This window comes from Bacillus sp. URHA0034 (genome assembly GCF_056280405.1).
The window spans coordinates 3302241-3326918 of sequence record NZ_JBWCDK010000002.1 but is presented as its reverse complement, the minus strand read 5'-3'; the positions used below and the strand labels follow the sequence as shown (position 1 = coordinate 3326918).

At 38.7% G+C, this 24678-nt stretch carries 19 protein-coding genes, 1 pseudogene and 3 riboswitches; of the genes and pseudogenes, 9 read left to right on the top strand and 11 right to left on the bottom strand.

Features of this window, described 5'->3' with window-relative positions:
- Positions 1-302: 302 nt before the first annotated feature.
- Positions 303-503, bottom strand: coding sequence for a hypothetical protein (locus ACZ9EE_RS18025; protein WP_476029158.1), 201 nt, complete (start codon positions 501-503; stop codon positions 303-305).
- A gap of 386 nt (positions 504-889) precedes the next feature.
- Here ACZ9EE_RS18025 and yedE point away from each other — a divergent pair, with 386 nt between their 5' ends.
- The 7 genes from yedE (at position 890) to ACZ9EE_RS17990 (ending at position 5961) form a co-directional block, all read left to right on the top strand.
- Complete coding sequence (yedE, locus tag ACZ9EE_RS18020; protein ID WP_476033000.1) at positions 890-2110, top strand: selenium metabolism membrane protein YedE/FdhT; 1221 nt, start codon at positions 890-892, stop codon at positions 2108-2110.
- Positions 2111-2179: 69 nt separating this feature from the next.
- The gene (locus ACZ9EE_RS18015) at positions 2180-2359 is read left to right on the top strand and encodes a sulfurtransferase TusA family protein (RefSeq protein ID WP_476032999.1); all 180 of its coding nucleotides are present in this window, start codon (positions 2180-2182) and stop codon (positions 2357-2359) included.
- Between the two features lie 403 nt (positions 2360-2762).
- Positions 2763-3239, top strand: a complete 477-nt coding sequence (locus ACZ9EE_RS18010; RefSeq protein ID WP_476029156.1) for a DUF2975 domain-containing protein — start codon at positions 2763-2765, stop codon at positions 3237-3239.
- A 10-nt stretch (positions 3240-3249) separates the two neighbouring features.
- Complete coding sequence (locus ACZ9EE_RS18005) at positions 3250-3471, top strand: helix-turn-helix domain-containing protein (RefSeq protein ID WP_476029154.1); 222 nt, start codon at positions 3250-3252, stop codon at positions 3469-3471.
- Between the two features lie 100 nt (positions 3472-3571).
- Complete coding sequence (locus ACZ9EE_RS18000; RefSeq protein ID WP_476029152.1) at positions 3572-3955, top strand: hypothetical protein; 384 nt, start codon at positions 3572-3574, stop codon at positions 3953-3955.
- Between the two features lie 136 nt (positions 3956-4091).
- The gene (locus tag ACZ9EE_RS17995) at positions 4092-5024 is read left to right on the top strand and encodes an ABC transporter ATP-binding protein (protein ID WP_476029150.1); all 933 of its coding nucleotides are present in this window, start codon (positions 4092-4094) and stop codon (positions 5022-5024) included.
- Positions 5017-5961, top strand: coding sequence for an ABC transporter permease (locus ACZ9EE_RS17990; protein WP_476029148.1), 945 nt, complete (start codon positions 5017-5019; stop codon positions 5959-5961). The genes ACZ9EE_RS17995 and ACZ9EE_RS17990 overlap by 8 nt, the downstream gene beginning before the upstream one ends.
- A gap of 173 nt (positions 5962-6134) precedes the next feature.
- Here the strand turns inward: ACZ9EE_RS17990 and ACZ9EE_RS17985 are convergent, their stop codons facing one another.
- The 4 genes from ACZ9EE_RS17985 to ACZ9EE_RS17970 form a co-directional block, all read right to left on the bottom strand.
- Positions 6135-6290: a hypothetical protein gene (locus tag ACZ9EE_RS17985; RefSeq protein WP_476029146.1), complete on the bottom strand. Its 156-nt coding sequence runs from the start codon at positions 6288-6290 to the stop codon at positions 6135-6137.
- A gap of 139 nt (positions 6291-6429) precedes the next feature.
- Positions 6430-7839 carry a fibronectin type III domain-containing protein gene (locus ACZ9EE_RS17980; protein WP_476029144.1) on the bottom strand — a complete coding sequence of 470 codons (1410 nt, stop codon included), beginning with the start codon at positions 7837-7839 and terminating at the stop codon, positions 6430-6432.
- A gap of 242 nt (positions 7840-8081) precedes the next feature.
- Positions 8082-8228, bottom strand: a complete 147-nt coding sequence (locus ACZ9EE_RS17975) for a YwzD family small protein (protein ID WP_476029142.1) — start codon at positions 8226-8228, stop codon at positions 8082-8084.
- Between the two features lie 206 nt (positions 8229-8434).
- Positions 8435-8965 carry a hypothetical protein gene (locus tag ACZ9EE_RS17970; RefSeq protein WP_476029140.1) on the bottom strand — a complete coding sequence of 177 codons (531 nt, stop codon included), beginning with the start codon at positions 8963-8965 and terminating at the stop codon, positions 8435-8437.
- Between the two features lie 247 nt (positions 8966-9212).
- Here ACZ9EE_RS17970 and tagU point away from each other — a divergent pair, with 247 nt between their 5' ends.
- The gene (tagU, locus tag ACZ9EE_RS17965; RefSeq protein ID WP_476029138.1) at positions 9213-10145 is read left to right on the top strand and encodes a polyisoprenyl-teichoic acid--peptidoglycan teichoic acid transferase TagU; all 933 of its coding nucleotides are present in this window, start codon (positions 9213-9215) and stop codon (positions 10143-10145) included.
- A 91-nt stretch (positions 10146-10236) separates the two neighbouring features.
- Here tagU and ACZ9EE_RS17960 read toward each other — a convergent pair whose 3' ends face one another.
- From ACZ9EE_RS17960 to ACZ9EE_RS17950, 3 genes are all read right to left on the bottom strand, one after another.
- Entirely contained in the window at positions 10237-11253 is a 1017-nt protein-coding gene (locus ACZ9EE_RS17960; RefSeq protein ID WP_476029136.1) for a DUF4236 domain-containing protein, read from the bottom strand.
- A 315-nt stretch (positions 11254-11568) separates the two neighbouring features.
- The gene (locus ACZ9EE_RS17955) at positions 11569-16050 is read right to left on the bottom strand and encodes a pectate lyase-like adhesive domain-containing protein (protein ID WP_476029134.1); all 4482 of its coding nucleotides are present in this window, start codon (positions 16048-16050) and stop codon (positions 11569-11571) included.
- 184 nt (positions 16051-16234) lie between these two features.
- Positions 16235-21205, bottom strand: a complete 4971-nt coding sequence (locus ACZ9EE_RS17950) for a pectinesterase family protein (protein ID WP_476029132.1) — start codon at positions 21203-21205, stop codon at positions 16235-16237.
- A 22-nt stretch (positions 21206-21227) separates the two neighbouring features.
- Positions 21228-21314, bottom strand: a riboswitch (cyclic di-GMP riboswitch).
- 915 nt (positions 21315-22229) lie between these two features.
- Positions 22230-22314, top strand: a riboswitch (cyclic di-GMP riboswitch).
- Between the two features lie 37 nt (positions 22315-22351).
- On the opposite strand from ACZ9EE_RS17950, the gene ACZ9EE_RS17945 reads away from it, so the two are divergent.
- Positions 22352-22492 carry a hypothetical protein gene (locus ACZ9EE_RS17945; protein WP_476029130.1) on the top strand — a complete coding sequence of 47 codons (141 nt, stop codon included), beginning with the start codon at positions 22352-22354 and terminating at the stop codon, positions 22490-22492.
- A 192-nt stretch (positions 22493-22684) separates the two neighbouring features.
- Here ACZ9EE_RS17945 and ACZ9EE_RS17940 read toward each other — a convergent pair whose 3' ends face one another.
- From ACZ9EE_RS17940 to ACZ9EE_RS17930, 3 genes and pseudogenes are all read right to left on the bottom strand, one after another.
- On the bottom strand, positions 22685-23005 hold the full coding sequence (locus ACZ9EE_RS17940) for a hypothetical protein (RefSeq protein ID WP_476029128.1): 321 nt from the start codon (positions 23003-23005) through the stop codon (positions 22685-22687).
- A gap of 14 nt (positions 23006-23019) precedes the next feature.
- Positions 23020-23157, bottom strand: a pseudogene (locus tag ACZ9EE_RS17935) (type I phosphomannose isomerase catalytic subunit); the annotation flags it as partial.
- A gap of 21 nt (positions 23158-23178) precedes the next feature.
- On the bottom strand, positions 23179-23706 hold the full coding sequence (locus tag ACZ9EE_RS17930; protein ID WP_476029126.1) for an NUDIX domain-containing protein: 528 nt from the start codon (positions 23704-23706) through the stop codon (positions 23179-23181).
- A gap of 549 nt (positions 23707-24255) precedes the next feature.
- Positions 24256-24342: riboswitch (cyclic di-GMP riboswitch) on the bottom strand.
- Positions 24343-24678: the final 336 nt, after the last annotated feature.

Sequence of the window (24678 nt, the reverse complement as noted above, 5' to 3'; positions counted from 1 at the left end):
CGAAAAATGTCCGTCACTATACAAGAAACGCTCCTGCAGCAACTAAAAAGAAGCATGAGAACCGTCCCCATGCTTCTTATTTCGACTAAATTCCCTTTAAAAGGCATTAATCAAACGTTTGATTAAATTCAGTGTCATGACCGCTATTTAAGCATTTCCCTCAAAATGAGTGTAGAAAATTGCCGAGGAAATCAGGTTATGATCATCCTATTATTCTACAAAAATCGTGCACTGTCTTTCCCGCTCATTAAGGTCCTATCCCAAACTTTCATACCAAAAGGGCCAAATTTGGCCCCATTTTCTTAACCAATATCTTCGAATATTTTTTCAAACACCTCGGAAGCTTCTGTATCGATACTAGCCATCCAATGAATATATTTGATTTCTTTTCCTGTTAAATCCCTGTCTAGGCGATTTGAAATTAACCGAACTAATCGTTTATATCTTTCCTCATCTTCATTTACAAAGGTAATAGCTTCTAAGTACTCTTTTCTAGTCATCATTTCTAATCTCCTCCCTACCCCAATCTTGTCCAAAATCCCATAAAATTAAACCCCAAGATTACTCATAAGATAGGAGACTATGACAATCCATAAAGATTATTCTCTCTTATTACTACCAAGCTATAGCCCCCAAATAGATTCCCTGCAAGATACGACTACTCATCTACTATTCCAATAAATATCCATTCGATTTATCGATAAATCAAATTGCTCTGCTGCCAAATAATCGTTACATTGTAAATACATAAAACTTTTTGAATGCCTAGAAATTACTGGGCTTTTTTTTGTGTATAAACAATTTAAAACAATTCCATTGGGACGTTTTTCAAGTTGCGGGCCACAAGAACCGTCCCCAAGAAAGGGAGCGTTATATTACATGAAGCTTTATCAAAAAATTTTTCAAAGAATACTGGAATCCGTACATAGCCATTAGTATAGCTGGACTAGCCAGTGCGTTGTACTTTGGGATTACAGGTACGGTTTGGGCGGTTACAGGGGAATTCACACGATTAGGCGGACACATCTTACAATGGTTCGGTGTGGATGTGTCACAATGGGCGTATTTTCAACTGGTAGGGCTCGAAGGAACACCTATCAGCCGGACCGATGGCTGGATTGTCATTGGCATGCTTGTTGGTGCCTTGATTACGATTTTAGTAAGCAATAGTTTCAAAATACGCGTGCCAAAACAAAAACGGCGTTTAATCCAAGGATTTATGGGCGGGATCATCGCAGGGTTTGGCGCACGCCTTGCCCTTGGCTGTAATTTGGCCGCCTTTTTCACAGGTGTGCCTCAATTCTCGTTCCATTCCTGGATCTTTATGTTGACCACTGCGATTGGAACCTATTTTGGCGTCAAAGTCGTGAATACCAAATGGTGGCGAGGAAAACCTCTTTTGATGAAAGGATCAATGAACCCAGTAGTGGCCCAGCCTGTCCAAAAAAGGCAAATTCAGCCGCTGATCGGTGTCATTTTTGCTCTTCTGTACCTCGCACTTGTTCTTTACTTTTTCACAACAGGCAAATCACTTCTCGCTGTTGCCTGCATAGCCGGAGCCTTGTTTGGGATTCTCATTGAACGCGGCCAAATTTGTTTCACTTCCGCTTTCCGTGATTTATGGATTAGCGGGCGGGCTGTGATGTCTAAAGCGATTGCGGTTGGGATGATGATCAGCGTGGTCATCACATTTATCTATATTCAAAATGGCTCTATCGCTCTTATCAAAATGGCTGCTCCCAGCACGGTGATCGGCGGACTTCTTTTCGGATTTGGCATTGTTCTTGCCGGAGGCTGTGAGACTGGCATGATGTATCGGGCCATGGAAGGTCAATTGTTATATTGGGTAGTTGGCGCAGGTAATATTGTCGGAGCAACGGCTCTCGCATATGGCTGGGATCACCTCGGCATCTACCATGCCCTTGTGGAAAAAGGATCAAAAGTAAACTTAATCGAACAATGGGGACCTATGGGAGCCCTATTTGGAACAATAGCCATGCTTGCTGTTTGGTTCATACTATCAAATTGGTGGGAAAAGCGGTTCCGCTACGGAAAAGGAATCAAACAACAAAAATTAGAACGGATTTCTCATGTAACAAAGGAGGCGTAATTTATGTCCCAAGTGATGGATGTCAACTACACATTAGACATTCGCGGCGAGCCTTGACCGTACCCTGTTATTTATGCGCTGGATGCGCTAAAAACCATGAAAATCGGTGAAGTATTACAAGTTATCGCCGACTGTCCACAATCCTTTCGTAGTGTCCCGGAAGAAGCAGTTAAACATGGCTACCAGCTACTCACAAAGCCGAAAAAGGTTAGGCATGATATCTATTTTTATATTAAAGTTGTTCAATAGCTGACTCGTTTTTTACAAATTACTTCTATACAAGAAACACTAATACCATAACTCACTGATCATCAAAAAGAACATCGGGGATTAAAAACCGATGCTCTTTTTTTGTTTAAATTATCTTTGTTTTTTATCCTTTTCAGTGATTTTGCTTCCTTCACCGTGTGGCAAGCACTGTCTTTTCGAATTTAATTAAGACCAAAGTGAAGCAAAATCTAGGCTGTGCTAATCTTGTCACAGCCTTTTTTTCGTGGTTCTTCCTCATGAAAACAAACCACTAAGTATAGAAAAATAAATCGAATGAATTCAACAAAACGATAATAACATATCAAAAAAGATAAAATATTTATTGATATTCAATAAATATTATTCTATAATCAATTTGAAAAAACTTAGTGAGGTGTTTTTTATGAAACGAGGATCAACACTCTTTTTAAAAATGGCTGTTATTCTTATGGGAATTCCTGTTCTTGCTCTGGGTATATTTGGTCTGTCTTGGTTACCTAATCATCCTGTAAATCCAGATTATGACCATATACTATATCCCCTTTTAATCGGAATGTATGTATCAGTGATACCGTTTTTCGCGGCATTGTTTCAGGCTTTTAAACTATTAAGCTATGTTGACAAGAACCAAGCTTTCTCTGGATTATCTGTAAAATCTCTAAATATTATCAAAATCTGTGCAATAACCATTAGCGGTTTGTATGTGGTAATTTTGCCATTTGTTTATCTCGTAGCAGATCTAGACGATGCACCAGGCCTCATGATTATCGGAATGGTCCCTATCTTTGCTTCATTAGTCATCGCCGTATTCGCTGCTGCTCTTCAAAGGCTTTTACAAGAAGCGATTGATATAAAATCAGAAAATGACTTAATCGTCTGAGGTGATAACTATGGCAATGATAATCAATATTGATGTGATGTTAGCAAAAAGGAAAATGAGTGTGACAGAGCTTTCGGAGAGGGTTGGAATCACGATGGCGAATCTTTCCATTTTGAAAAACGGTAAGGCAAAAGCAATTCGCTTTTCCACTCTAGAGGCCATTTGTAAGGCTTTAGAATGTCAACCTGGGGATATTTTAGAATACCGAAGTGACCATAACACCCAAGATTAAAAGAGTAGCGAAGTTAAAGCTGGTTAAGGGGGAAATTTCCACTTAGGTAAGTAACAGTCCATTTTTATAACTTTAAAGGTTCACCGAGGAGTGGTTCAAGTTGATAAAAAATATTAACCTGATAACTGATAAAATAAAAGATTTTTCATTACAAAATATAAAGTTTATTGATCGATTCTCTTTGAACTTTCAAAATAGGTCTTTTGAAGACCCTTGTATACTCGACATAGATTTTATGATTAAGGATAAAGAAAAACAATATGTTGCCTGCTTTCGCTTCTCCAACCCTAATAAGATCGACTTTGAAAGCGGGGGTATCTATCATCAATTGTCCATCGAGATTTATGATATACGGGATAGAGGCTGGGAAAATAAGAAATTTGAAGTAATAGACTACGAGGATGATACCTTACACTTTTATTGTACAGACATTGAAATTATTTCTTTAAGAGAAATTCAATATAAAAGTAAGTCCTATTTCTAAAGCTTTAAAATGTCAGCCTAGAGGATAGTTCAGAATTCAAGAGTGACGAAAATACTCAAGAATCATAAAGCAGGGATATTTAACCCTGTAAATACAAGGACGAAATGTCCAAATCCATCATTATAGGAGGACTTGTATGAAGCACGAACCTATCATCAGCTTAAGTCATGTGACCAAACGTATTGGCCGGACCACCCTAATCGACGATCTTACATTTGACGTACCACGAGGCGAGATTTTCGGTTTCCTGGGTCCAAATGGAGCCGGTAAAACAACGACAATCCGCATGATCGTCGGACTAATGTCGATTACCAAGGGCCAGATACTCATTAAGGGAAAAAATATCAAAACCGAATTCGAGCAAGCAATCCGCCACGTCGGCGCCATCGTGGAAAGTCCCGAAATGTACAAATATCTGAGCGGGTACCACAACCTTGTTCATTACGCCCGCATGGTGCCGGGTGTCACGAAGGAACGGATTGACGAAGTCGTGTCACTGGTCAAGCTGGAAAAACGCATCCATGACAAAGTCAAAAAGTACTCACTCGGCATGCGCCAGCGTCTGGGAGTCGCCCAGGCACTACTGCATCGGCCGGACCTGCTGATTCTCGATGAACCGACGAACGGTCTTGATCCGGCAGGGATTCGCGAGCTGCGCGATTATTTGCGGCATTTGACCCGTACGGAAGGAATCACGGTTATCGTCTCCAGTCATCTTTTGTCCGAGATGGAGCTGATGTGCGACCGGGTCGCCATCCTCCAGCAGGGCAAACTTGTCAATGTGATGCCGGTTCAGCATTTTACCGAAGGGAACGGTCAATCTCAAACGTATCTAATCCAAGCACAGCCACCGGAACAGGCAGTGGAAACCATGAGGCAGATGGATGGGGTTCACGAGGTCAAGCTCGTACAGGAGGGGTTCGTCGAGGTCACAACAGAGCGAGAACACATCCCGGACATCCTGGCAGGGCTAATGCAGAATCATATCCGTATCTATGGTGTCCAAATGGTTTCACAGTCTCTTGAAGATCGATTCTTGGAAATAACGGGGGGTGGACAAATTGGTTAATCTAGTACTCAATGAAAATATGAAGATCTACCGACGGATGCGAACGTGGATCCTGGTTGGACTAATGGCCGCTTTTGTACTTTTTGTTAACATCATTGAATGGCATTCCGATGGAAAAAAGGCAAAAGGTGAAGGCTGGCGGGCAGAACTGCGGCAAGAGAATCGGCAATGGAGCGAAATTCTGAAGCAGCCCAAGCTGGATGAAGAGGACCGAACCTTCTATCAACAGCAGATTGCCGTCAACGACTATCACTTGGAGCACAATATTCGCTCGACGGACGGCACGATGTGGGATGGGGTGAACGGTTCGGCCAGTCTGATGATCATGATTACCATTTTTACCATCATCATTGTAGGAGACAGTGTGGCGGGCGAGTTTTCATCCGGTACGATCAAGCTGCTGCTCATTAGGCCGGCTAGGCGGGTCAAGATCCTTGTTTCCAAGTATATCTCTTTTCTGTTGTTCGGCATGCTGTTGTTACTCACTCTGTTTGTCATATCCGTCGCAGTGAACGGAATTTTATACGGCTTTGGATATATGGATCTACCATTGATCAGCATGAATGCATCCGGGCAAATCGTCGAAAGGAACATGGTCCTCAATCTCTGGAAAACGTATATGCTTAACGGTGTTTCCACAGTTATGTACGTAACCATGGCCTTTATGATCTCATCCGCCTTTCGAAGCAGCGCGATGGCGATCGGGTTTTCCATTGGTGCTTTGTTTGCAGGCAATATGGTTTTGCAGGCACTGCGGCGGTTCGATTGGAGTAAGTACCTGTTGTTCGCCAACACCGATCTCACCCAGTACCTAACCGGGCGTCCTTTCCAAGAAGGTATGACATTGTCCTTTTCCATCGTCGTGCTCGCAGTCTATTTTCTCGTGTTCAATCTGATTTCCTGGCTCATTTTTACACGCAGGGACGTGGCTGCCTAAACTTGCTGACATAGCTGACGAATACACATTTTTTAACATTGTTCATGGGCGCGCTCCTCTCCCTAAGGGAGGGGAGCATGCCCATGATTTTTTGTACACTTTATTAAACCCGCTATTAATAGATTGTCAGTATCTTCATAAAGAAATGACAAACCTCGACCATTTCCCTCTATTTATCCTTTAACCAAACGTTTAGTTAAAATGGCATCTATCCTTGAAAAATAAGCAAATCCCTGCCCAATACGTAAAAAACTTGTTGAAACATGCCTGAAAATTGCAGATTGCTTTTTGCCAACCCCATTATTAAAAATGAGAAAGGCTCCAACCAACAAAAAGACTTCCTATAAAGGGATCATCCTACCAACTCAAAAAGAAAAGGAAAGGACATAGTCCCTTCCTTTAAAAACTGAACGGTTATACTAACCGTCCTTCGGAAGCATGAGAACCGTCCCCATGCTCCCTTTATTCTTATGGTCTTACACTAATAATCGTGCTCCAGCCGCTATATACTTTAGCTGTGCCCACTGTTTTATAGGCTCTTAGTTTATAATAATAAGTTTTCCCCTTGATTAATCCCGTATTGGTGTAATAAAGGGCTGTTGTGTTTTTTAATTGAGTATAGGTTCCACTATAAGATGTGGCTCTATAAAGCTCATATCCATTTACCCCTGCTACAGCACTCCATGTCAACTTAAAGCTGGTTGTAGTTAATCTAGCTGCCTTAAAGTTTGCTGGAACAGATGGTACAGGTTTTGCTGAAGCTACTGCTGAAAAATTACTATAAACCTTCTTAGTTCCGACCATTCGGTAAGCTCTGATTTTATAATAATATGGTTTATTCGTTGTAAGCCCTGAGTTATTCAGACTTGTTGCTGTGGTAGAACCTACAAGTGAATAAGCACCTGTGCTGGATGTTGCTCGGTGGACCTCATAACCACTTACACCACTTACTGCTCCCCAGCTTGTCTTGATGCTATTATAAGATGAAGAAACAGCCTTAGCTGAAGTTGGTGTGGAAAGAGTTGGTTTCGCCGAAACAACAGGAGTAAAGTTACTATAAACCGTAGGTGTCCCAGATTTATAGGATCTAACTTTATAGAAATAAGTTGTACCTGTGGCTAAACCTGTATTGTTATAGGAAGTACCCGTTGTAGAGGCTACTTTTGTAAAAGGTCCAGTGCTTGATGTTGAACTATATATCTCGTACCCAGATCCCCCACTTCCGGCAGTCCAATTTAAGTTAACATTATTGTATGAAGTGGCAGCCACCTTTAGATTGGATGGATTGGTTGGCTGCATGTGGTACATTGGGTCGGTGTTAAACCATATATAAGTAGAGCTGTTATAGTCATTTGCTATTCTTATGTAAGGATATCCTACTGTCTTTTTAACTAATAATCCGTACCAAACTTCAGATTGAGCACCAGGATATAGCTCAACATCGTATTCCCCAAAACCATTGAATTGGTCAGAGAATGAGGCTGTAGAAATAGGGGAAATCTTCTGTCCACTAGCTGTAAAAAAACTATCTTCGCTCCACATTACATCGCTTGCATATAAAGACTCTGTTGCTGGTCCCGATACATATTTTAAGTTAAACTTCATTAAAAGCCATTCTTCATCCGCTGCTGGTTCATCATTAAACATATTTTCCCTAGCAACTATCGAATTGGCCTCTTCACCTTTGTACATTTGTATTAATTGCAATTCTACTACCTTGGAAGTATCCCAAAAGTATTGCTGGTATGTAAATCTATGATTCTCCCAAGCATTATAAGGAGTATCACGATCTCCTGCTGCAGCAAATACCGTGTCCATCTTAGTTGATAAAATCAAAATCAATAAAACTAATAAAGACAAAATTCTATATTTTTTCACATAAATCCCCCTTCTGTGTCATCTTAGACAATAAGAATAAAATAGGTAATTAGCACCAGTACTATCTTATCAAATACCTTCAATAAATTAACTTAATATTTTTCGACAAATTTAGTCATGAAAAATCACGGGGACAGTTCTCATGCGTCCGAAGCATGAGAACCGTCCCCGTGATTCCCCAATGATTCCACAAAAAAAGAAGCAAGAGAACCGTCCCCTTGCTTCCATATCTATTTTATTTATTAGCAGATCACCAGTTGTTTTAAGTCCGCTTTTAATTCTTCTATCAATTTTTCAAGTGTGATTTCGGTTTCATTTTCGCCTTTTTCATAGGCCTTTTTGACAATTTGTGAAAAGTCGACAAGACTCTGTTTTGCGTTAAGATTCAATTTCCTATTTCTCCCTCCTCTTAATCTACTAAGCCTACATTTTACTATCAATTCCGACAATTGTAAACGTAATCCCAATAGAAAAGTGTGGTATTTTGGTGGAAAAGATAAAAGTTTTAATTGTTTTGAAGATTAATATACCCATTTAGCTCAAAACACAAACCACCGCTTTCATAACGTAAGCGGTGGTTTGGCTATATTAAGATTTAATTCTTAAAGAGCAGTTTTTTTAGTTTTCTTCGATATATTTTTATTTCGGCCAAATGGGCTAACAAGCCAAGCAGCAGCCCGATGAACAATCCGTTAAAAACGGGATAATCAAGAAACGGAAATCTTTGAATAATATCGGTATCATGCCAGATTAAGCCGAAGTCCATTCCGATAACAAGACCGATAAAGAACCCTGATAAATAGGTTCGTTTTTCAACAACATTTCCCTCTAATTTATTAGTTTTTGAAATCGCCATATTAAAAGCCTGCCAAAGGGCAAACCCATAGATAGAAGGATAGAAAAGCCCCCAACTGTAATTAACCGAGTCATGCGATTGCAGGAGGTCTCCAGTTAAGCTATTTAATAAAACTAAATTTAAATGTGATTTTAAATTGATCAAGAATTCTAGTACTAACAATATAGTACCAATATAATAATCCTTATTGTATAGTTGTCCAAATCCCGGAAGAACGAGTGACCATAACATGGCAGCTAAAGGGGATTTATAAGGCCGGTTACTTCTCATGGAGGTCTCTCCCTTAAGTGTGATATATTGCTATAATTTCGACAGAGTTAGGTTAAATTCCTTCCGTTTTACATTTTTTAGTAATTTAGTCCCTATAAATGGAAACAGTTGCTAAACTAATTGCCTCTCTTTAATAAAAATCTAATTCCCATAAAAATCCCATATTTTTTTTGTATCTATTTTCCTATATTTTTGATATTCTTATAAAAGTGAGAAGTATTTGTCAAATTTTTGGAGGTATTCTCGAATGAGGTCTGAAAAAACGAAGAAAAAGAGAACATGGTTGAAAGTCACAGGTATTATTCTTCTAGTCCTTGTTATTGGTGTAGGAGTTTACGCATATAATGTATATAGTTCATTAAAAAGTGCAGTCACAACGATGCATGAGCCAACCGCCCGAAAACAGTCAGAAAAACGCCAGGAACCGGTTGCCTTAACGAATAAAGATCCATTTTCAGTCTTAATGCTTGGTGTCGATGAACGACAAGGCGACAGAGGCCGTTCCGATACAATGATCGTGTTAACCGTTAACCCAAACAACAATTCAGTGAAGATGCTCAGCATTCCTCGTGACACACGTACTGAAATTGTTGGTAAAGGGAAGGTAGATAAAATCAATCATGCCTATGCCTTCGGTGGAGTCGAAATGTCAATTAACACAGTTGAAAACTTCTTGGACATACCACTTGATTATTACATGAAGGTCAATATGGAAGGGTTCAGGGACATTGTCGATGCAGTTGGCGGAATTACTGTTCAAAACGATTTAGATTTTACTTATGAAGGTTATCACTTTACTAAAGGTCAACTTGATTTAGATGGTAAAAAAGCATTAGCTTACACAAGAATGAGATATGATGACCCTCGTGGGGACTTTGGCCGTCAAACAAGGCAACGTCAAATCATTCAGGGTGTAATTAAAGAAGGAGCAAGCGTATCAAGCTTAACCAACTATCAAAGTATCTTCAATGCCCTTGGCAAAAACGTCAAAACCAATCTTACTTTTGATCAAATGATCGATATTCAAAAAAATTATAAATCTGCTGGATCTAACATTACCCAAATGGAGATCAAAGAAACAGGAACCAAAATCGGTGGTATTTATTACGGTTTAGTATCTGACGCTGAAAAGCAAAGAGTACAAAATGAATTGAAAACTCAGTTAGAATTAAGTGAGTAGAAGAAAAAGCTGATTAAATCAATCAGCTTTTTCTATTCTATCTGTTTTATATATATACCTATTACTATTAAGTCCACCTAACTGAATATGTTTATGATGGAGGAGTTATCATAATCTCTGACTTACAATTCGGACATTTTACATAGGCAATTCCTTCTTGAAAAGGCACACCAATTAGTGAAATGTCCTCAAAACAATCACCACACATCATTGTATTGAAAGCATAATTACCTTCATCGTTAAGAAATTGTGATTCCCAATCAAAAGATTCTTGGAATTCATATTCCTTACCACAATGTTTACAATCTATCATGGTATCATTAGTTTCTTCGTCCACTCTTAATTGCCATACTTCGACTTCATCCCTTGTATAGCAATACACGCACGACATAACAAGCGGCTCATCATCATTTAGTTGAGCAAACTGATGTTCATCCTCTCTGTCCTCATCCCAACCATATGTTGAAGGTTTCTCCGATTCATCCAACTCAATATTACTGGCAACTAATGTCTGATAATGTTTCAGAAATTCTCTGTGCCAAGCAATCACTCCGTCTGCGACGGTTTCACTAGTGACCTGAAATGTATATTCTACTCCATTTAACTCAATTATTAATTCTGGTCTACTTCCTTTAAATACCCAAAAACCGGTCAGGGCGATATTTTTACTTATTTTAATATCCCCTACAAAGGTGTATTGTGTCTGCTCTCCTCGATTAGGGTCTTTCATATGAACAGAACCTAAATAAAACAAAACCGTAAAGTTTCCGTTATAGAAATGACGGTTGAATTCATCAAAGACTAGCCTTCCATCCTCACGTATTGCCCGTATAATTCCTTGAAACGAATAAAGTACTTTATTCTCATCCAATTTCTTGTTAACCGTGGGCTTGTGCTTTTTCTTTTGTTCTATTTTCTTGGTACCCCCTATCGTTTCTTGATAAGAAATCCCCGCACCAGGTATAGAAGCTGTTACTCTTGTTTTCCCATCTGCTCCCTTACTGACTCTTAGTCCTTTGACTCCTGCAGAGACACCAATTCCGTTTTTTCCAGCATTTATCCTAACTCCGCCACCAAGGTTAATACTTTTTCTAAACTTAAATCCCATAATATCCCCACCCCTTTTATCTATTATATAACGCAATAAATTGGTAGATCTCATTATTTGAATGAGACAAAACCGTCGTCTATTGCAAAGACCTAATTTATTATCAATACCTACAAAAAATTTAATTTCGTAATCAAGAGCACTTCATGAAAAGAAGCAACCTTATTCCAGTAAGATAAAGGATCTAAGATTGCTTCAAAAAACCATCAGAATTATCTCTTCATCTATCATGTAAGATGCTACCTGGTTGATATTTTAAATTTTGTCTATTTATCTCCGTTATTCATGGTATTACATTTATCAAATTCTACTTTGTTAGTTAATCTTAAAGATACTGTCTGCCCGTGCTTCATAAAAGTTATTTTGTCCGGATTTATTTTTATCCTTTGCGTGGACAATAATGGTGTAGGTCCCAGTCTTTGTCGGCTTCCAGGTTGCAATATTAGAGCTTCCGTATTCCTGTAGGAGGGTCAAATCCCCTTTTTCATCTCGAACATAGAATCGATATTCCGGTTCTACACTTCCTTGGGACGCTGCTGTGAATGTAATAGTTGAACCATTTGTCTGTGGTGAGGACAAATCCGACTGCACATTCACACTTGTTACCACTCCTGGACTTACTTTATAGACCATTTCTGTCTTTGATTCATAAAAATAGTTCGCACCCGATTTACTCTTATCCTTTGCATGAACAATGACTGTATAAGTTCCTGGTTTTGCCGGTTTCCATGAAGTTGTATTGGAACTTCCATATTCCTGTAGGAGGGTCAAGCCCCCTTTTTCATCTCGTACATAGAATCGGTACTCCGGTTCGATACTTCCTTGTGACGCTGCTTTTAATGTGATGGTAGAACCGACTGTTTGAGACGATGGCTGATCCGACTGCACATTCACATTTGTTACCACTCCTGGACTCACCTTATAGATCATTTCTGTCTTCGCTTCATAAAAATAGTTCGCACCCGATTTACTCTTATCCTTTGCATGAACAATGACTGTATAAGTTCCAGGTTTTGTCGGTTTCCATGAAGAGGTATTGGAACTTCCATATTCCTGTAGAAGGGTCAACCCACCTTTTTCATCTCGTACATAAAATCTGTATTCAGGTTCTACACTTCCTTGGGACGTTGCTTTTAATGTGATGGTAGAACCTGCTGCCTGAGGCGACGGCTGATCCGATTGCACATTCACACTTGTTACCACTCCTGGACTTACTTTATAGACCTTTTCTGTCTTTACTTCGTAAAAATAGCTCGCACCTGATTTATTTTTGTCCTTTGCATGAACAATGATGGTATAAGTACCTGGCTTTGTCGGCTTCCAGGTTGCAGTATTGGAACTTCCATATTCCTGTATAAGGGCCAGAACACCTTTTTCATCTCGAACGTAAAAACGATATTCAGGTTCTACACTTCCTTGGGAAGCCGCATTTAATGTGATGGTAGAACCTGCTGCTTGAGGTGACGGCTGATCCGGCTGCACATTCACACTCGTGACAACCCCTGGATTTACTTTATACACCATTTCCGCCTTTGCTTCATAGAAATAGTTTGCACCGGATTTACTCTTGTCCTTTGCATGTACAATGATGGTGTAAGTCCCGGGTTTAGTCGGCTGCCAGGTTGTAGTATTGGCACTTCCATATTCCTGTAGGAGGGTTAAATTTCCTTTTTCATCTCGAGCATAGAATCGATACTCGGGATCTGTACCTCCTTGGGAAGCTGCTGTTAATACAATTGATGTGCCTGCTATTTGAGGAGCCGATAGATCGGCCGTAACTTTGACCTCATAAACCACTGGTATACCATTATTTATAAGTGCGTATTTTTTGTATGAGTCTGTATCAGGATTTAAGCAAAATAATTGATTACTATAATCATTCGTTTGCGAATTATAGTCTGATGATATGATGGTTCCATATTTTGTACTATTAATCGTACCATTCAAATTGAAGTTTCCATTCTCCTGAAAAATTCCAATGTTATTCCCAGTATTAAGTTTCAGGGACGCCCCAGAAACCACAGTAATAGAACCTTGAGAATACCCTCCTGTGTTAAAGATTCCATAGCTTCCTGTATCGGAAATTTCAACATTAGATAGATTTAATACACTTCCGTTCACATCACCATTGTTATAAATGCCATTATTCTTGCTTCCTTGTATCTTGGTATTCGTTATGTTGGAAGACATGCCATTCATGTATGAATATATTCCGTATGCTCCACCATTTATGGTTGTATTAGAAATATCAGCGCTTGTTCTTCCAGATAAGATGATTCCATAACTAGAGGTGTCACCTAAATTTATATTTACCTTGTCTATCATTGTGTACTGGCAAAGACTTAAATAGATACCAGAAATCCCAATAGTAGAATTTACTATTTTTGAATTGTTACCATTATTAATAGATGTTCCTTCTAATTCACTATTGAGTACATGTGCTTCCCCAACGGAATATAACGCCATCTTCGGAGAAATAAAGTTGCTAAGAGTTCCACCTTTATTAAGCGTCAATCCCCCAGTTAAATTATTATTAATCATTAGATCTTCAATTTCAAAAAACTGGTTTGCTACAATTTGTGGATTTATATTATCACTGAATGTCAGTTTAAAATTTCCACCACTTAACTTCTTAAGAATTCCATTCACTTCAATATTGGATGAATTAAGAATTTCTATGTTATTGGTTAGCTGAACGTTATTTACTTTCTCGTCTTTTAATGCGTTCCGCAACTCTTCCTCTGTTCCCACTTTTACAGAGGTTTGGACAACATCATCACCTGTTCGATTAATGGAATTATATAAACTAATGGAACCATTCTGTGAAACCAATTTCATCTTTTCATTCGGATCGTAAAGTGTAGAATTACTACTATTAAAAAGCGTGTACTGACCGCCAGTATGAATAACATCTCCCAACAGGTTTAAATATCCATACTCCTGATAAATACCAATGTTATTTCCAGTATTAAGTGTTAGAGCAGTCCCTGATTCTATCGTGATTAACCCTGAAGAATTTGTCCCTGTGTTATAGATTCCATAGCTGCCTGTTTCAGAAATTTCAACATTTGATAGATTTAATACACTTCCATTCACATCACCATAGTTATAAATGCCATTATTCTTGCTTCCTTGTATCTTGGTATTCGTTATGTTGGAAGACATGCCATTCATGTATGAATATATTCCGTATGCTCCACCATTTATGGTTGTATTAGAAATATCAGCGCTTGTTCTTCCAGATAAGATGATTCCATAACTAGAGGTGTCACCTAAATTTATATTTACCTTGTCTATCGTTGTGTACTGGCAAAGACTTAAATAGATACCAGAAATCCCAATAGTAGAATTTACTATTTTTGAATTGTTACCATTATTAATAGATGTTCCTTCTAATTCACTATTGAGTACATGTGCTTCCCCAACGGAATATAACGCCATCTTCGGAGAAATAAAGTTGCTAAGAGTTCCACCTTTATTAAGCGTCAATCCCCCAGTTAAATTATTATTAATCATTAGATCTTCAATTTCAAAAAACTGGTTTGCTACAATTTGTGGATTTATATTATCACTGAATGTCAGTTTAAAATTTCCACCACTTAACTTCTTAAGAATTCCATTCACTTCAATATTGGATGAATTAAGAATTTCTATGTTATTGGTTAGCTGAACGTTATTTACTTTCTCGTCTTTTAATGCGTTCCGCAACTCTTCCTCTGTTCCCACTTTTACAGAGGTTTGGACAACATCATCACCTGTTCGATTAATGGAATTATATAAACTAATGGAACCATTCTGTGAAACCAATTTCATCTTTTCATTCGGATCGTAAAGTGTAGAATTACTACTATTAAAAAGCGTGTACTGACCGCCAGTATGAATAACATCTCCCAACAGGTTTAAATATCCATACTCCTGATAAATACCAATGTTATTTCCAGTATTAAGTGTTAGAGCAGTCCCTGATTCTATCGTAATTAACCCTGAAGAATTTGTCCCTGTGTTATAGATTCCATAGCTGCCTGTTTCAGAAATTTCAACATTTGATAGATTTAATACACTTCCATTCACATCACCATTGTTATAAATGCCATTATTCTTGCTTCCTTGTATCTTGGTATTCGTTATGTTGGAAGACATGCCATTCATGTATGAATATATTCCGTATGCTCCACCATTTATGGTTGTATTAGAAATATCAGAGCTTGTCCTACCAGATAACACGATTCCATCATCATAACTTTCACCTAAATCGATGTTTACCTTATCAATAATTGTATTAGAGGAATTATTCAAATATATCCCTTGGCCACTAATCTCCGAATCAACTATTTTACTCTCATATCCATTTTCAACTTTGACATAAAATAAACTGGATTTAGATATGTCTACATTACTATTACTAGTAACACTAACCTTTTCCCCTTTTAAGCCTTCAATATTTCCACCATATTTTAATAGCAAATTTATATCATTATTAGAGTTAATGATTAAATCAGTAAGCTCTTTTATTTTTACATTACTCGTTATACTTCCGCTATTCGTGAAATGTAATACATGACTATTTCCATTAATAAATTTATTATCACCATTAATATCTAGTGCAGAACTACTAGTTATCTCAATATCAGATTCAATATCCACTGATTGAATAGAAGCGTCAGCCAATGCCTTAACAAGTTCATCTTCAGTATTTACTACTACAGCAGATGATATATCTGCTGCCTTCACAGAAACACTTAACTGAATGGATAAAATGATACAAATCATTAAACCTTTATAAAGTAACCTTTTCATGTAGAATGACTCTCCCTTTTACTTCCCTCAATAGATTAATAATGTTTGATTTCAGTAACTTTGTACTAACTACTATTTTAAAGCTCCCTTGAACACAATTGAAGAGTCAAATATAAAGAACTTTTAACCTAGAAAAAAAGCGCCTCACATGCGGGAGACGCTTTTTTTGATCATTCTTTACATACTAATTTATCAAATAAGGCAATTCAGTTCGTGAATCATAGTAAAAATAGTTAGTCCCTGATCTACTCTTATCCCTCGCATGGACGATAATGGTATAACTGCCTTTTAGCAATGGAGTCCATGTGACCGTATCATTAGCTCCATATTCCTGCAGAGTAAGAAGGTTTCCTTTACTATCTCTCACAAAGAAGCGATATTCAGGATCATGGCTTCCTTCAGATGCTGCCTTAATAGTGATTGGAGTTCCAACGGTTTGTGGACTGATTTTTCCAAGAGCTACATCCACTTTTGTTACTTTCCCTGCAGTAATTTGATACCACATTTCCGTTCTTGCTTCATACGAATAGTTTGCCCCACTCTTATTCTTATCCTTGGCGTGAACTATAATCGTATAATTATCAGCTACAAAAGGAGTCCAAGTAACCGTGTCATTGGATCCATATTCTTGTAAGGTGGTAAGGTTTCCTTTACTATCTCTAACCATAAAGCGATATTCTGGTTGATTGCTGCCCTCAGATGTTGCTTTAATGGAAATCGGTGAACCAAGTGTTTGAGGACTAGCATGATCAATGCTCATATCCACTTTTGTCACTTTCCCTGCTGCTGCTTGGTAAGAGACTTCAGTGCGTGCCTCATAGCTAAAGTATGCACCTACAATCGACTTACTCTTATCCTTTGCATGGACAATAATCGTGTAATTCCCCTTCTCTAAGGGAACCCATGTGATCATATCATTGGGACCATATTCCTGCAAAGTGATCAGTTCGCCTAAAGAATTTTTAACCATAAAACGGTATTCCGGTTCCACACTGCCTTCGGACGTCGCTTTAATCGTAATAGGCGACCCTACTAATCGAGGACTAGTACTATCAAGTGAGACATTAACCTTTGTGACCGTTCCTCCGTTGATTTTATAAGTCGTTTCAGTCCGAGCTTCATAGAAGCTATTAGTACCTGGTTGACTCTTATCTTTGGCGTGAACAATGATGGTATAGCTGCCGGTTGCCTGTGGAGTCCAAACGACTGTATCATTTGGTCCATATTCCTGTAGAGTAGTAAGATGTCCGTTACTATCTCTAACAAAGAAACGATATTCTGGATTATTGCTTCCTTCAGAGTTCGCTTTAATCGTAATAGGGGTTCCCGCTAGCTGGGGACTCACTTTATCCATACTAACATCGACTTTTGTCACTTTATTCACTACAGGCTTTAACGCATTTGGTGTAATCACCGTTTGAGATGGATCCCATCCGTTAAAGATACGTGGAATCGTGAATTCACTTGCTTCCGCTGCCGTTAACTGCTTGGACCAAGACGCACGATCTTGCGGATCCGCACCAGGACCTGAGCTGTTATATTCCGCGTAGCCTGCGCGTAAATGATTATCCGTTCCTGACCATGTGGACCAGCCATCAGAGACAATATGCGAATCCATCCATGTGTTAATAAACGTTGTTTTCGCATAATTTTTCCATGGTCTGCCCAAGTAAACCTTAGTCGCAGTATCATCTTTTGTCAGTTTTGAATTCAAGAACACAAAACCGTAATCTGATGTTTTAGGCTGCGCCGCAGCTGTTACATACCCGTTTGTTCCTACACTATGAATCTCACTGTTATCGAAGACAACAGCTGTTGCTTCTCCAAAAATAAAATCTACATCGCCTTCAATATAGGAGTTGTGGTAGTATTGTCTGCCCGTTCCGGTATATAAAGTATCCTGATGGCCTAAGATTTTTACATTTTCAAAAACAGCTTGGTCGCTCTTTACGGATAACGCGACGGCTGTCCCGTATTGTGAGCGAGGAGCTCTGCTATTTGAGATGGTAAGATTGGATGCATTGAAATAATTACCCGTAACACCCACTGTTTGGCTTGCAAACGTGCTGCCCACGTTGCCGGATTTACCGTCTGTACCGCCGTAATCATCCCATTCAATAACCGTATTCTCACGGCTTTCCCCTACAAAACTTACATATGGTTGTGTAACAGAAACCTTTTCCTTATACAATCCATCTTTAATAAAAATGACCACTCGAGTGTTGTTGTCCGTTGGAATTGAGTCAACTGCATCCTGAATAGATGCAAAATCCCCCGTTCCATCCTGAGCAACCACAATCAACATAGCAGGCATAACTGCTAATTCATTAGAAGGACGACTTTCACCATTGGTGTTTGAAGCTGTCACGACATAATAATAGTGTGTTCCATTAACAACATCCGTATCAGTATAGGAAGTTGAAGTTACATCCTTTGCCACTGTCGTATAAGAACCACCGCTTGTAGTACTGCGCTTTACAGTATAAGAATTGGCATTGGTGGAAGCCTTCCAGCTTAAGTCAACCTGACCATCATTTGCCTTAGCTTCAAAGCCTGCTGGTACAACAGGAGTACCTGCAACAGATGAAGATGGTACAGCCTTCACTTGTGAAGAAATCATACTCTCCGCTTTTTCCTTCACTGCTGTGACAACATAATAATAAGTTGTTCCATTTTCAGCTTGCGTATCAGTATAAGATGCTTCTGTTAAATCAGAGGCAATCGCTGTATATGGGCCGCCATTCACTGTACTTCTCTTAACAGTATAAGATGCAGCACCATCTACCTTACTCCATGTTAATGTAACCTGATGGTCACCTGCTTCTGCAGCCAAGTCAGTAGGATTAGATAATGGAGCATTCGGCTGTACACTAGTCACAACTGAATCCGGACCATCTCCTCCTATTCCAGTAGCTTGAATACGATAATAGTACGTTGTCCCATTCTTAAGCTTCAAATCTGAGAACGTGGTATCAGTTTCACCGGAAGCAACAACTTCAAAAGAACCTTCTTCTGACGTACTGCGCTTAACAGTATAACTATCAGCACTCTCTACCGGTTCCCATGACAAGCTAATTGAAGAATCCTTTTCTTGAGCAATTATTCCGGTTGGTGCACTTGGTAATGGTATCTGACTTGATGGAGTCACACTTAATGGAGTGGAATCCTTTCCCTCACCAACGGAGTTAACACCACTTACAACATAATAATAGGTTGTTTCATTCGTTAAACCAGAATCTTTAAAAGTAAGGTCTGTGACATTTCCTTGTACATTTGTGAATGGACCCTCAGGCGAAGTGCTTCTTTTGATATTATAAGATGAGGCACCGCCTACTGGGTTCCATGAAAGCTTAATTTGTGTATTACCTGCCTCTGCCTTCAATCCGGCCGGAGCATCTGGAACAATAGATGGTACATAAATTTGAAGATTATCCAAATACAAAGTCGAAGTGGTACTGTTCCCTGTATTCACATCAAAATTTCCATAGTCTGTGACTGATTGATAAAAAGGAATATTTCTTACTTCCGCGTTATCAGCTCCGCTAATCGTTACATTGTATTTAGCAAGCAATAAGTCTGTCTGAACCTTTACATGATACCATTTGTTTGGTTGAAGCGAATCCAGGATCACCGGAGTAGTACCATCGGCATTTCGGTAGATCAATTTATTCCCTGATACTTCAAGAGAAACCAAGCTTGTGTTCACACCCGAATTCGTTAATCTGAATCGAGAACTTGAACCAAAGGATTGTGCCATAAAGTCAAACTCGGTAATCACAGTTTTATCCAGAGTCTGTTTTGGAAAGCTATTGTTGGAGATTCGAGTTTGACCACCACTTGTTGTCGAACCATCCTGTTTGTCAACCAATTTCAACGCTTGATTACTAGACTTTAGTGGATCACTTACAACTTGTGCATAATTGTCGTTCGGATTAAACACCCAGGCAGTACCTTTATTACTGGTTATTTGAACGGCATAGCTGCCAATATTCCCAGATGTTGTGCTCGTTGGCGCAGTAGGCCATTCAGAGCCATCAAAAGAATCATTGACAAGATATTCCTGAGCTACTTCCGGTTGAGGTTCAACAGGCACCGTTCCGGTCTTCACAGAAGCGACAGACGACTCTGTTCCTTCACCAGCTTCATTGACAGCACTAACCACATAATAATAAGTAGTAGTATCATTTTCCAAACTAGAATCCTGGTAGGCCGTTTCTGTTACATTTGATTGAATGGTATCAAATGGACCTGCTGCATTTGTACTTCTTTTCACATTGTAAGAAGCCGCATCGCTTACGGGATTCCACGAAAGATGAACAGCTGTATCTTCCGCAGACGCGCCTAATCCGGTTGGAGCAACTGGTACAGTTTGAACAGTCGAAACTTCTGTCATAGATGGTACATTATAAATATGAACGTTATCTAAGTAGATCGTCGATGTAGAGCTATTTCCTGTGTTAACATCGAAGTTTCCAAAATCTGTTACAGATTGATAGAATGGTAAGCCCTTAAGCTCAGCATTTGCACCACCGCTAACTGAAACATCATATTTTTGCTGATCCAGGTCTGCCTGGATTTTTACATGATACCAAGTTTTTGGCTGTAAAGATTCTACTAGAGTCGGAGTTTGATTAGTAGAGTCAGACGTACGATAGATTAGTTTGTTTCCGTAAGTTTCAAGTGACACCATCGCCGTATTCACACCGGCGTTTGTCAATCTAAAACGGTTGGATGGAGTACCTGAACCAAATGTGTCACCCATAAAATCATATTCAACCACAACAGTTCCCGTTGTTTGCTTTGTAAAACTGTTGTTATAGATTCGGGTGGACCCACCTTGGTCGGAAGCACTACCTTGATTGTCTACTATCTTTAAAACCTTGTGGTTCACTTGCAGCGGGTCATCTGCCACCTGTATATAGTTGGCACTAGGATTAAATACCCAGGATGCCCCTTTGTTACTTGTAATTGACACATTATAATTGCCAATTTTTCCTGTTGCAACATTGGTTGGGCTGCTTGGCAAATCAGAAGCTTCAAAATCATCGTTCACGAGATCAGCTTCAGCAGATGCCTTAACGATGGTCCCTCCAAATCCAGGAATGAACTGCACTACTAACAGTGCACACAACAAAACATTAAAAATCTTATACACTAAAAAGTCTCCCCTTATCTTGCCGGGCAGTCCAGCCATCCTAGTAAAAATTACCTTAGATCTGTGACTTTGCGTCCCAATCTTTCGATATAGTTTGCCTTTTTCCGACCTTTTAGTACTAGTAACAAAGTTATATTAACAGATTTGTCATGTCGGGATTTGTCGAATGTGAAATTGGCAGAATTTACACCTACTGAAAAAAAGCAGGCATAAAAAGTCGTATTTCAACGACCCTTTATGCCTGCTTTTTAATTCCACTTAGTAATGGAATTCCTTTTAACATTACTTACCTCAGTGGTACTAGTTATTTGAATTTGAATTTGTTTAGTTTCGTGGGATTTCATGATCTTTTGTCTTTCCACATGTTACACACTTATCTGTATAGTAGCTATATTTATGATGTTTACGGAGATAACAAATTATCCCCATTAATTTAGATTTAATCATTTGCAAATAGTCCTCCTCGTATTGCTATGGTAATAATCATAATGGAGGAATGTTATCAAACTATTACTAACAGATTAAAAACTATTAAATTCCTATTAAAATCAAATTAAGTTACGAAGCTAAGGGACGGTTCTCCTGCTCAGAAGCAGGAGAACCGTCCCTTAGCTCCCCAAAATCCTACAATAATATTTTCAAGATTCCACAATTTACCCCATTGATATTGTAACCGTTTTCATTTATAGTAGTATAAACACATTGGAAATGCATAATGGAGGTCTACAACTATTAATAGGAGTGGATAATTATGGACGAGCAAGGAAATCTATTAGTTGGATTATTGTGGGGTACGTCTTTAAGTGTTCCGTTATGGATTGCAGTTTTCGGTTGGATGAAACTTCTATTACATTTTGTTTTGTAGTAGAAATACTTTTTCATAAATATCATGTAAGATAAGCCAAACACTCAATTTCATAACTTCTTAGAATTCGACGCAAATGAAATTCGACAAAAAACGATAAAATAAGACATAATTCTTCACAAAGTGACAGGAATCTTTTATACTATAGAAAAATACAATCGTACGAAAGGGCAGCACCATTGAAAAATGGTTACGCAAAACTATAGGGGCTAAGGTCATTTGACTATGCTTGCCAGTTGCCGAATACCAACCTCCGTACGATCACTTTGTGGAGGAGAAAAATGAATAAAAAAAACATGAGAAAAAATGCACCAAGAGTGAAATCAGGTTACTTGACTGCTAAAGAACGAAAAATTGTTGAATGGTATGAGAGTAAGCGCAGAGAAGCAAAATTAAGTGATTTAGGGATTAATAGCAATTAAATAACTGGTAGATATACGCTCTACGAACTATTACGTTCACTATATTTACAAAAAAGAAAAAGAGTATAAAGGTCATATTTAACTATACATAAATAAAAGGGGTAAGAATAGTTAGAAAAAGACTATCCTTACCCCTTCTTTTTATCTTTAATTTAGTTAAAAATACATAGGAACTCTTTAACGTTTAACCAATTATGTATGACACACAATCATTTCGCATTTCCCGTCCACTTCAAACTCACCGAAACCGACAGGAATAATGAAATGAGCCCCCTTCTTGAATTCATATTCGACCCGGTTAAGAAAAAGTTTTCCTTCCCCATTAATGATACTAAAGAGCATGTATCGATCATCAAAAGAGAAGCCAGACCTACCACGGACCTCCCATTTGTAAACGGAGAAAAACTCAGATTCCACATGGGTAATTATTCTCGTATTCCCATTCTCTTGCACTACTGAGCTACTAACCGCATCTTGATGTGGAACAGTGGTCACTTCCAGGGCTTTCTCCAAATGAAGAGCCCTTAAGGCCCATGAGGATGAGCCGAGATTGCCCAGCACTCCTCTGGGTATTCGTTTGGAATTTGATACCAGAATACGTCCTGTAAAGCTGTCCCGCCCCAAATTCTCTCTTTAAAAACGGGCTTTAAAAATAACGGTACCAAAAGGAATCTCCCTCAAAAATGTTAATCTGTCATAAATTTATATCTTAAAATCGCTGCGAGCCCTGCACCATGCTTAAACTCCCCTTTAATGACGAGGTCTTTCACCTCATCCATAGTAAGCTCATGCAGTTCAAGTGTCTCGCTATTCTCTAGTTTTTGCTCAGTCGGAGTTAAACCGGCTGCCGCAAACAAGAAGATTTCCTCCGATGTTGAACCTGGAGAAGGATAAAAGCTTCCTAACTCAAGCCAATGCTCGGCAACATTTCCCGTTTCTTCTTCCAGCTCCCTTTTTGCAACCTCTATAGGTCCCTCATCTTCTGTATCAATCATCCCAGCAGGCAATTCCCATTCCCAACTCTTAATCGCATGACGGTATTGTCTTAGGCAGATCACTTTATGATCGTTCGTAATAGGCAGTATGCAAACTCCCTTTGCAAAGTCTAAATAGGAAAAAGTCTTTTCTTCCCCGTTCGGAAGAATCACCTGATCGATTGTAATGCCAAAACGGTCTACCTTGTTCTTACTAGAATTCGTAATCTTCCAAGCCATTTGATTCACCCTCCACATTCATTTTTATTCGAAATCCTTCCTTAAAAGGATAATTTACTCCCATCATAACATTTTTTGTAAAACTACCGAATAGTCTTATAAAAATAGATCTTTTCCATTTTAAAGATAAGCTTAAATTCCTCTCTACTAGGGAATAATATGATTATTACATATTGAGATAAAGATGATTTAGTTGGATCTCTTGGGGTGAATATCATGGTAAAGCAAGGGAACTTGTTAATAGGTTTAATATGGGGGACAACGTTTAGTATTCCATTGTGGTTTGCCTTCTTTGGCTGGCTTAAAATGATCGTACGTCTTATTTAATCAGTAACATCCTTCCTTTTAAAAAAACAATCCTATTAAACAGGATTGTTTGGTAAGCGCATACATTTAGTGATGAGTGTTTAAGATTTGATCCCCTCTTTTGGCCGCAACCATTAAACTCATAATCAAAAGCATCGAAAAAGAGCCAACTAATAAACCTGCAATAAATATAAACATAGTGGACCTCCAAATTATTCTTAATTCGTCGTAAGGCTATTCATATTCGGTAACTGGCTGGCAGCATTTATAAAAACCTTAGCCCCTCTAGCTTTGCGCCACCACTTTTCAATGGCTTTGCCCGTTCGTACGAACTATGTCGTTTTTTGTCATTGTACCATCCTTTTCTCCTATTTAATAGATATATTTACCTAATAAATATAATTATTGTGTGAACAGTACTAAATCTAAATTCTCTAATAAAATGGATATCGATGCGGAGTGTAATCAATGAAAGAAAATGCAGATGGTAGAAACTTTGGTCTTGGCTGCCTATGGGGTATCCTTTTATCGATTCCTTTATGGATAACGGCATATTTCATTTTTCGTCTAGTCTTCCATTTACTAACTTCTTCAAGGAATTAGGCTAACCAAAAAAAAACGAGCTTATAGATTCATAATACTACCAAACAGAGTAGGTTTTATGTC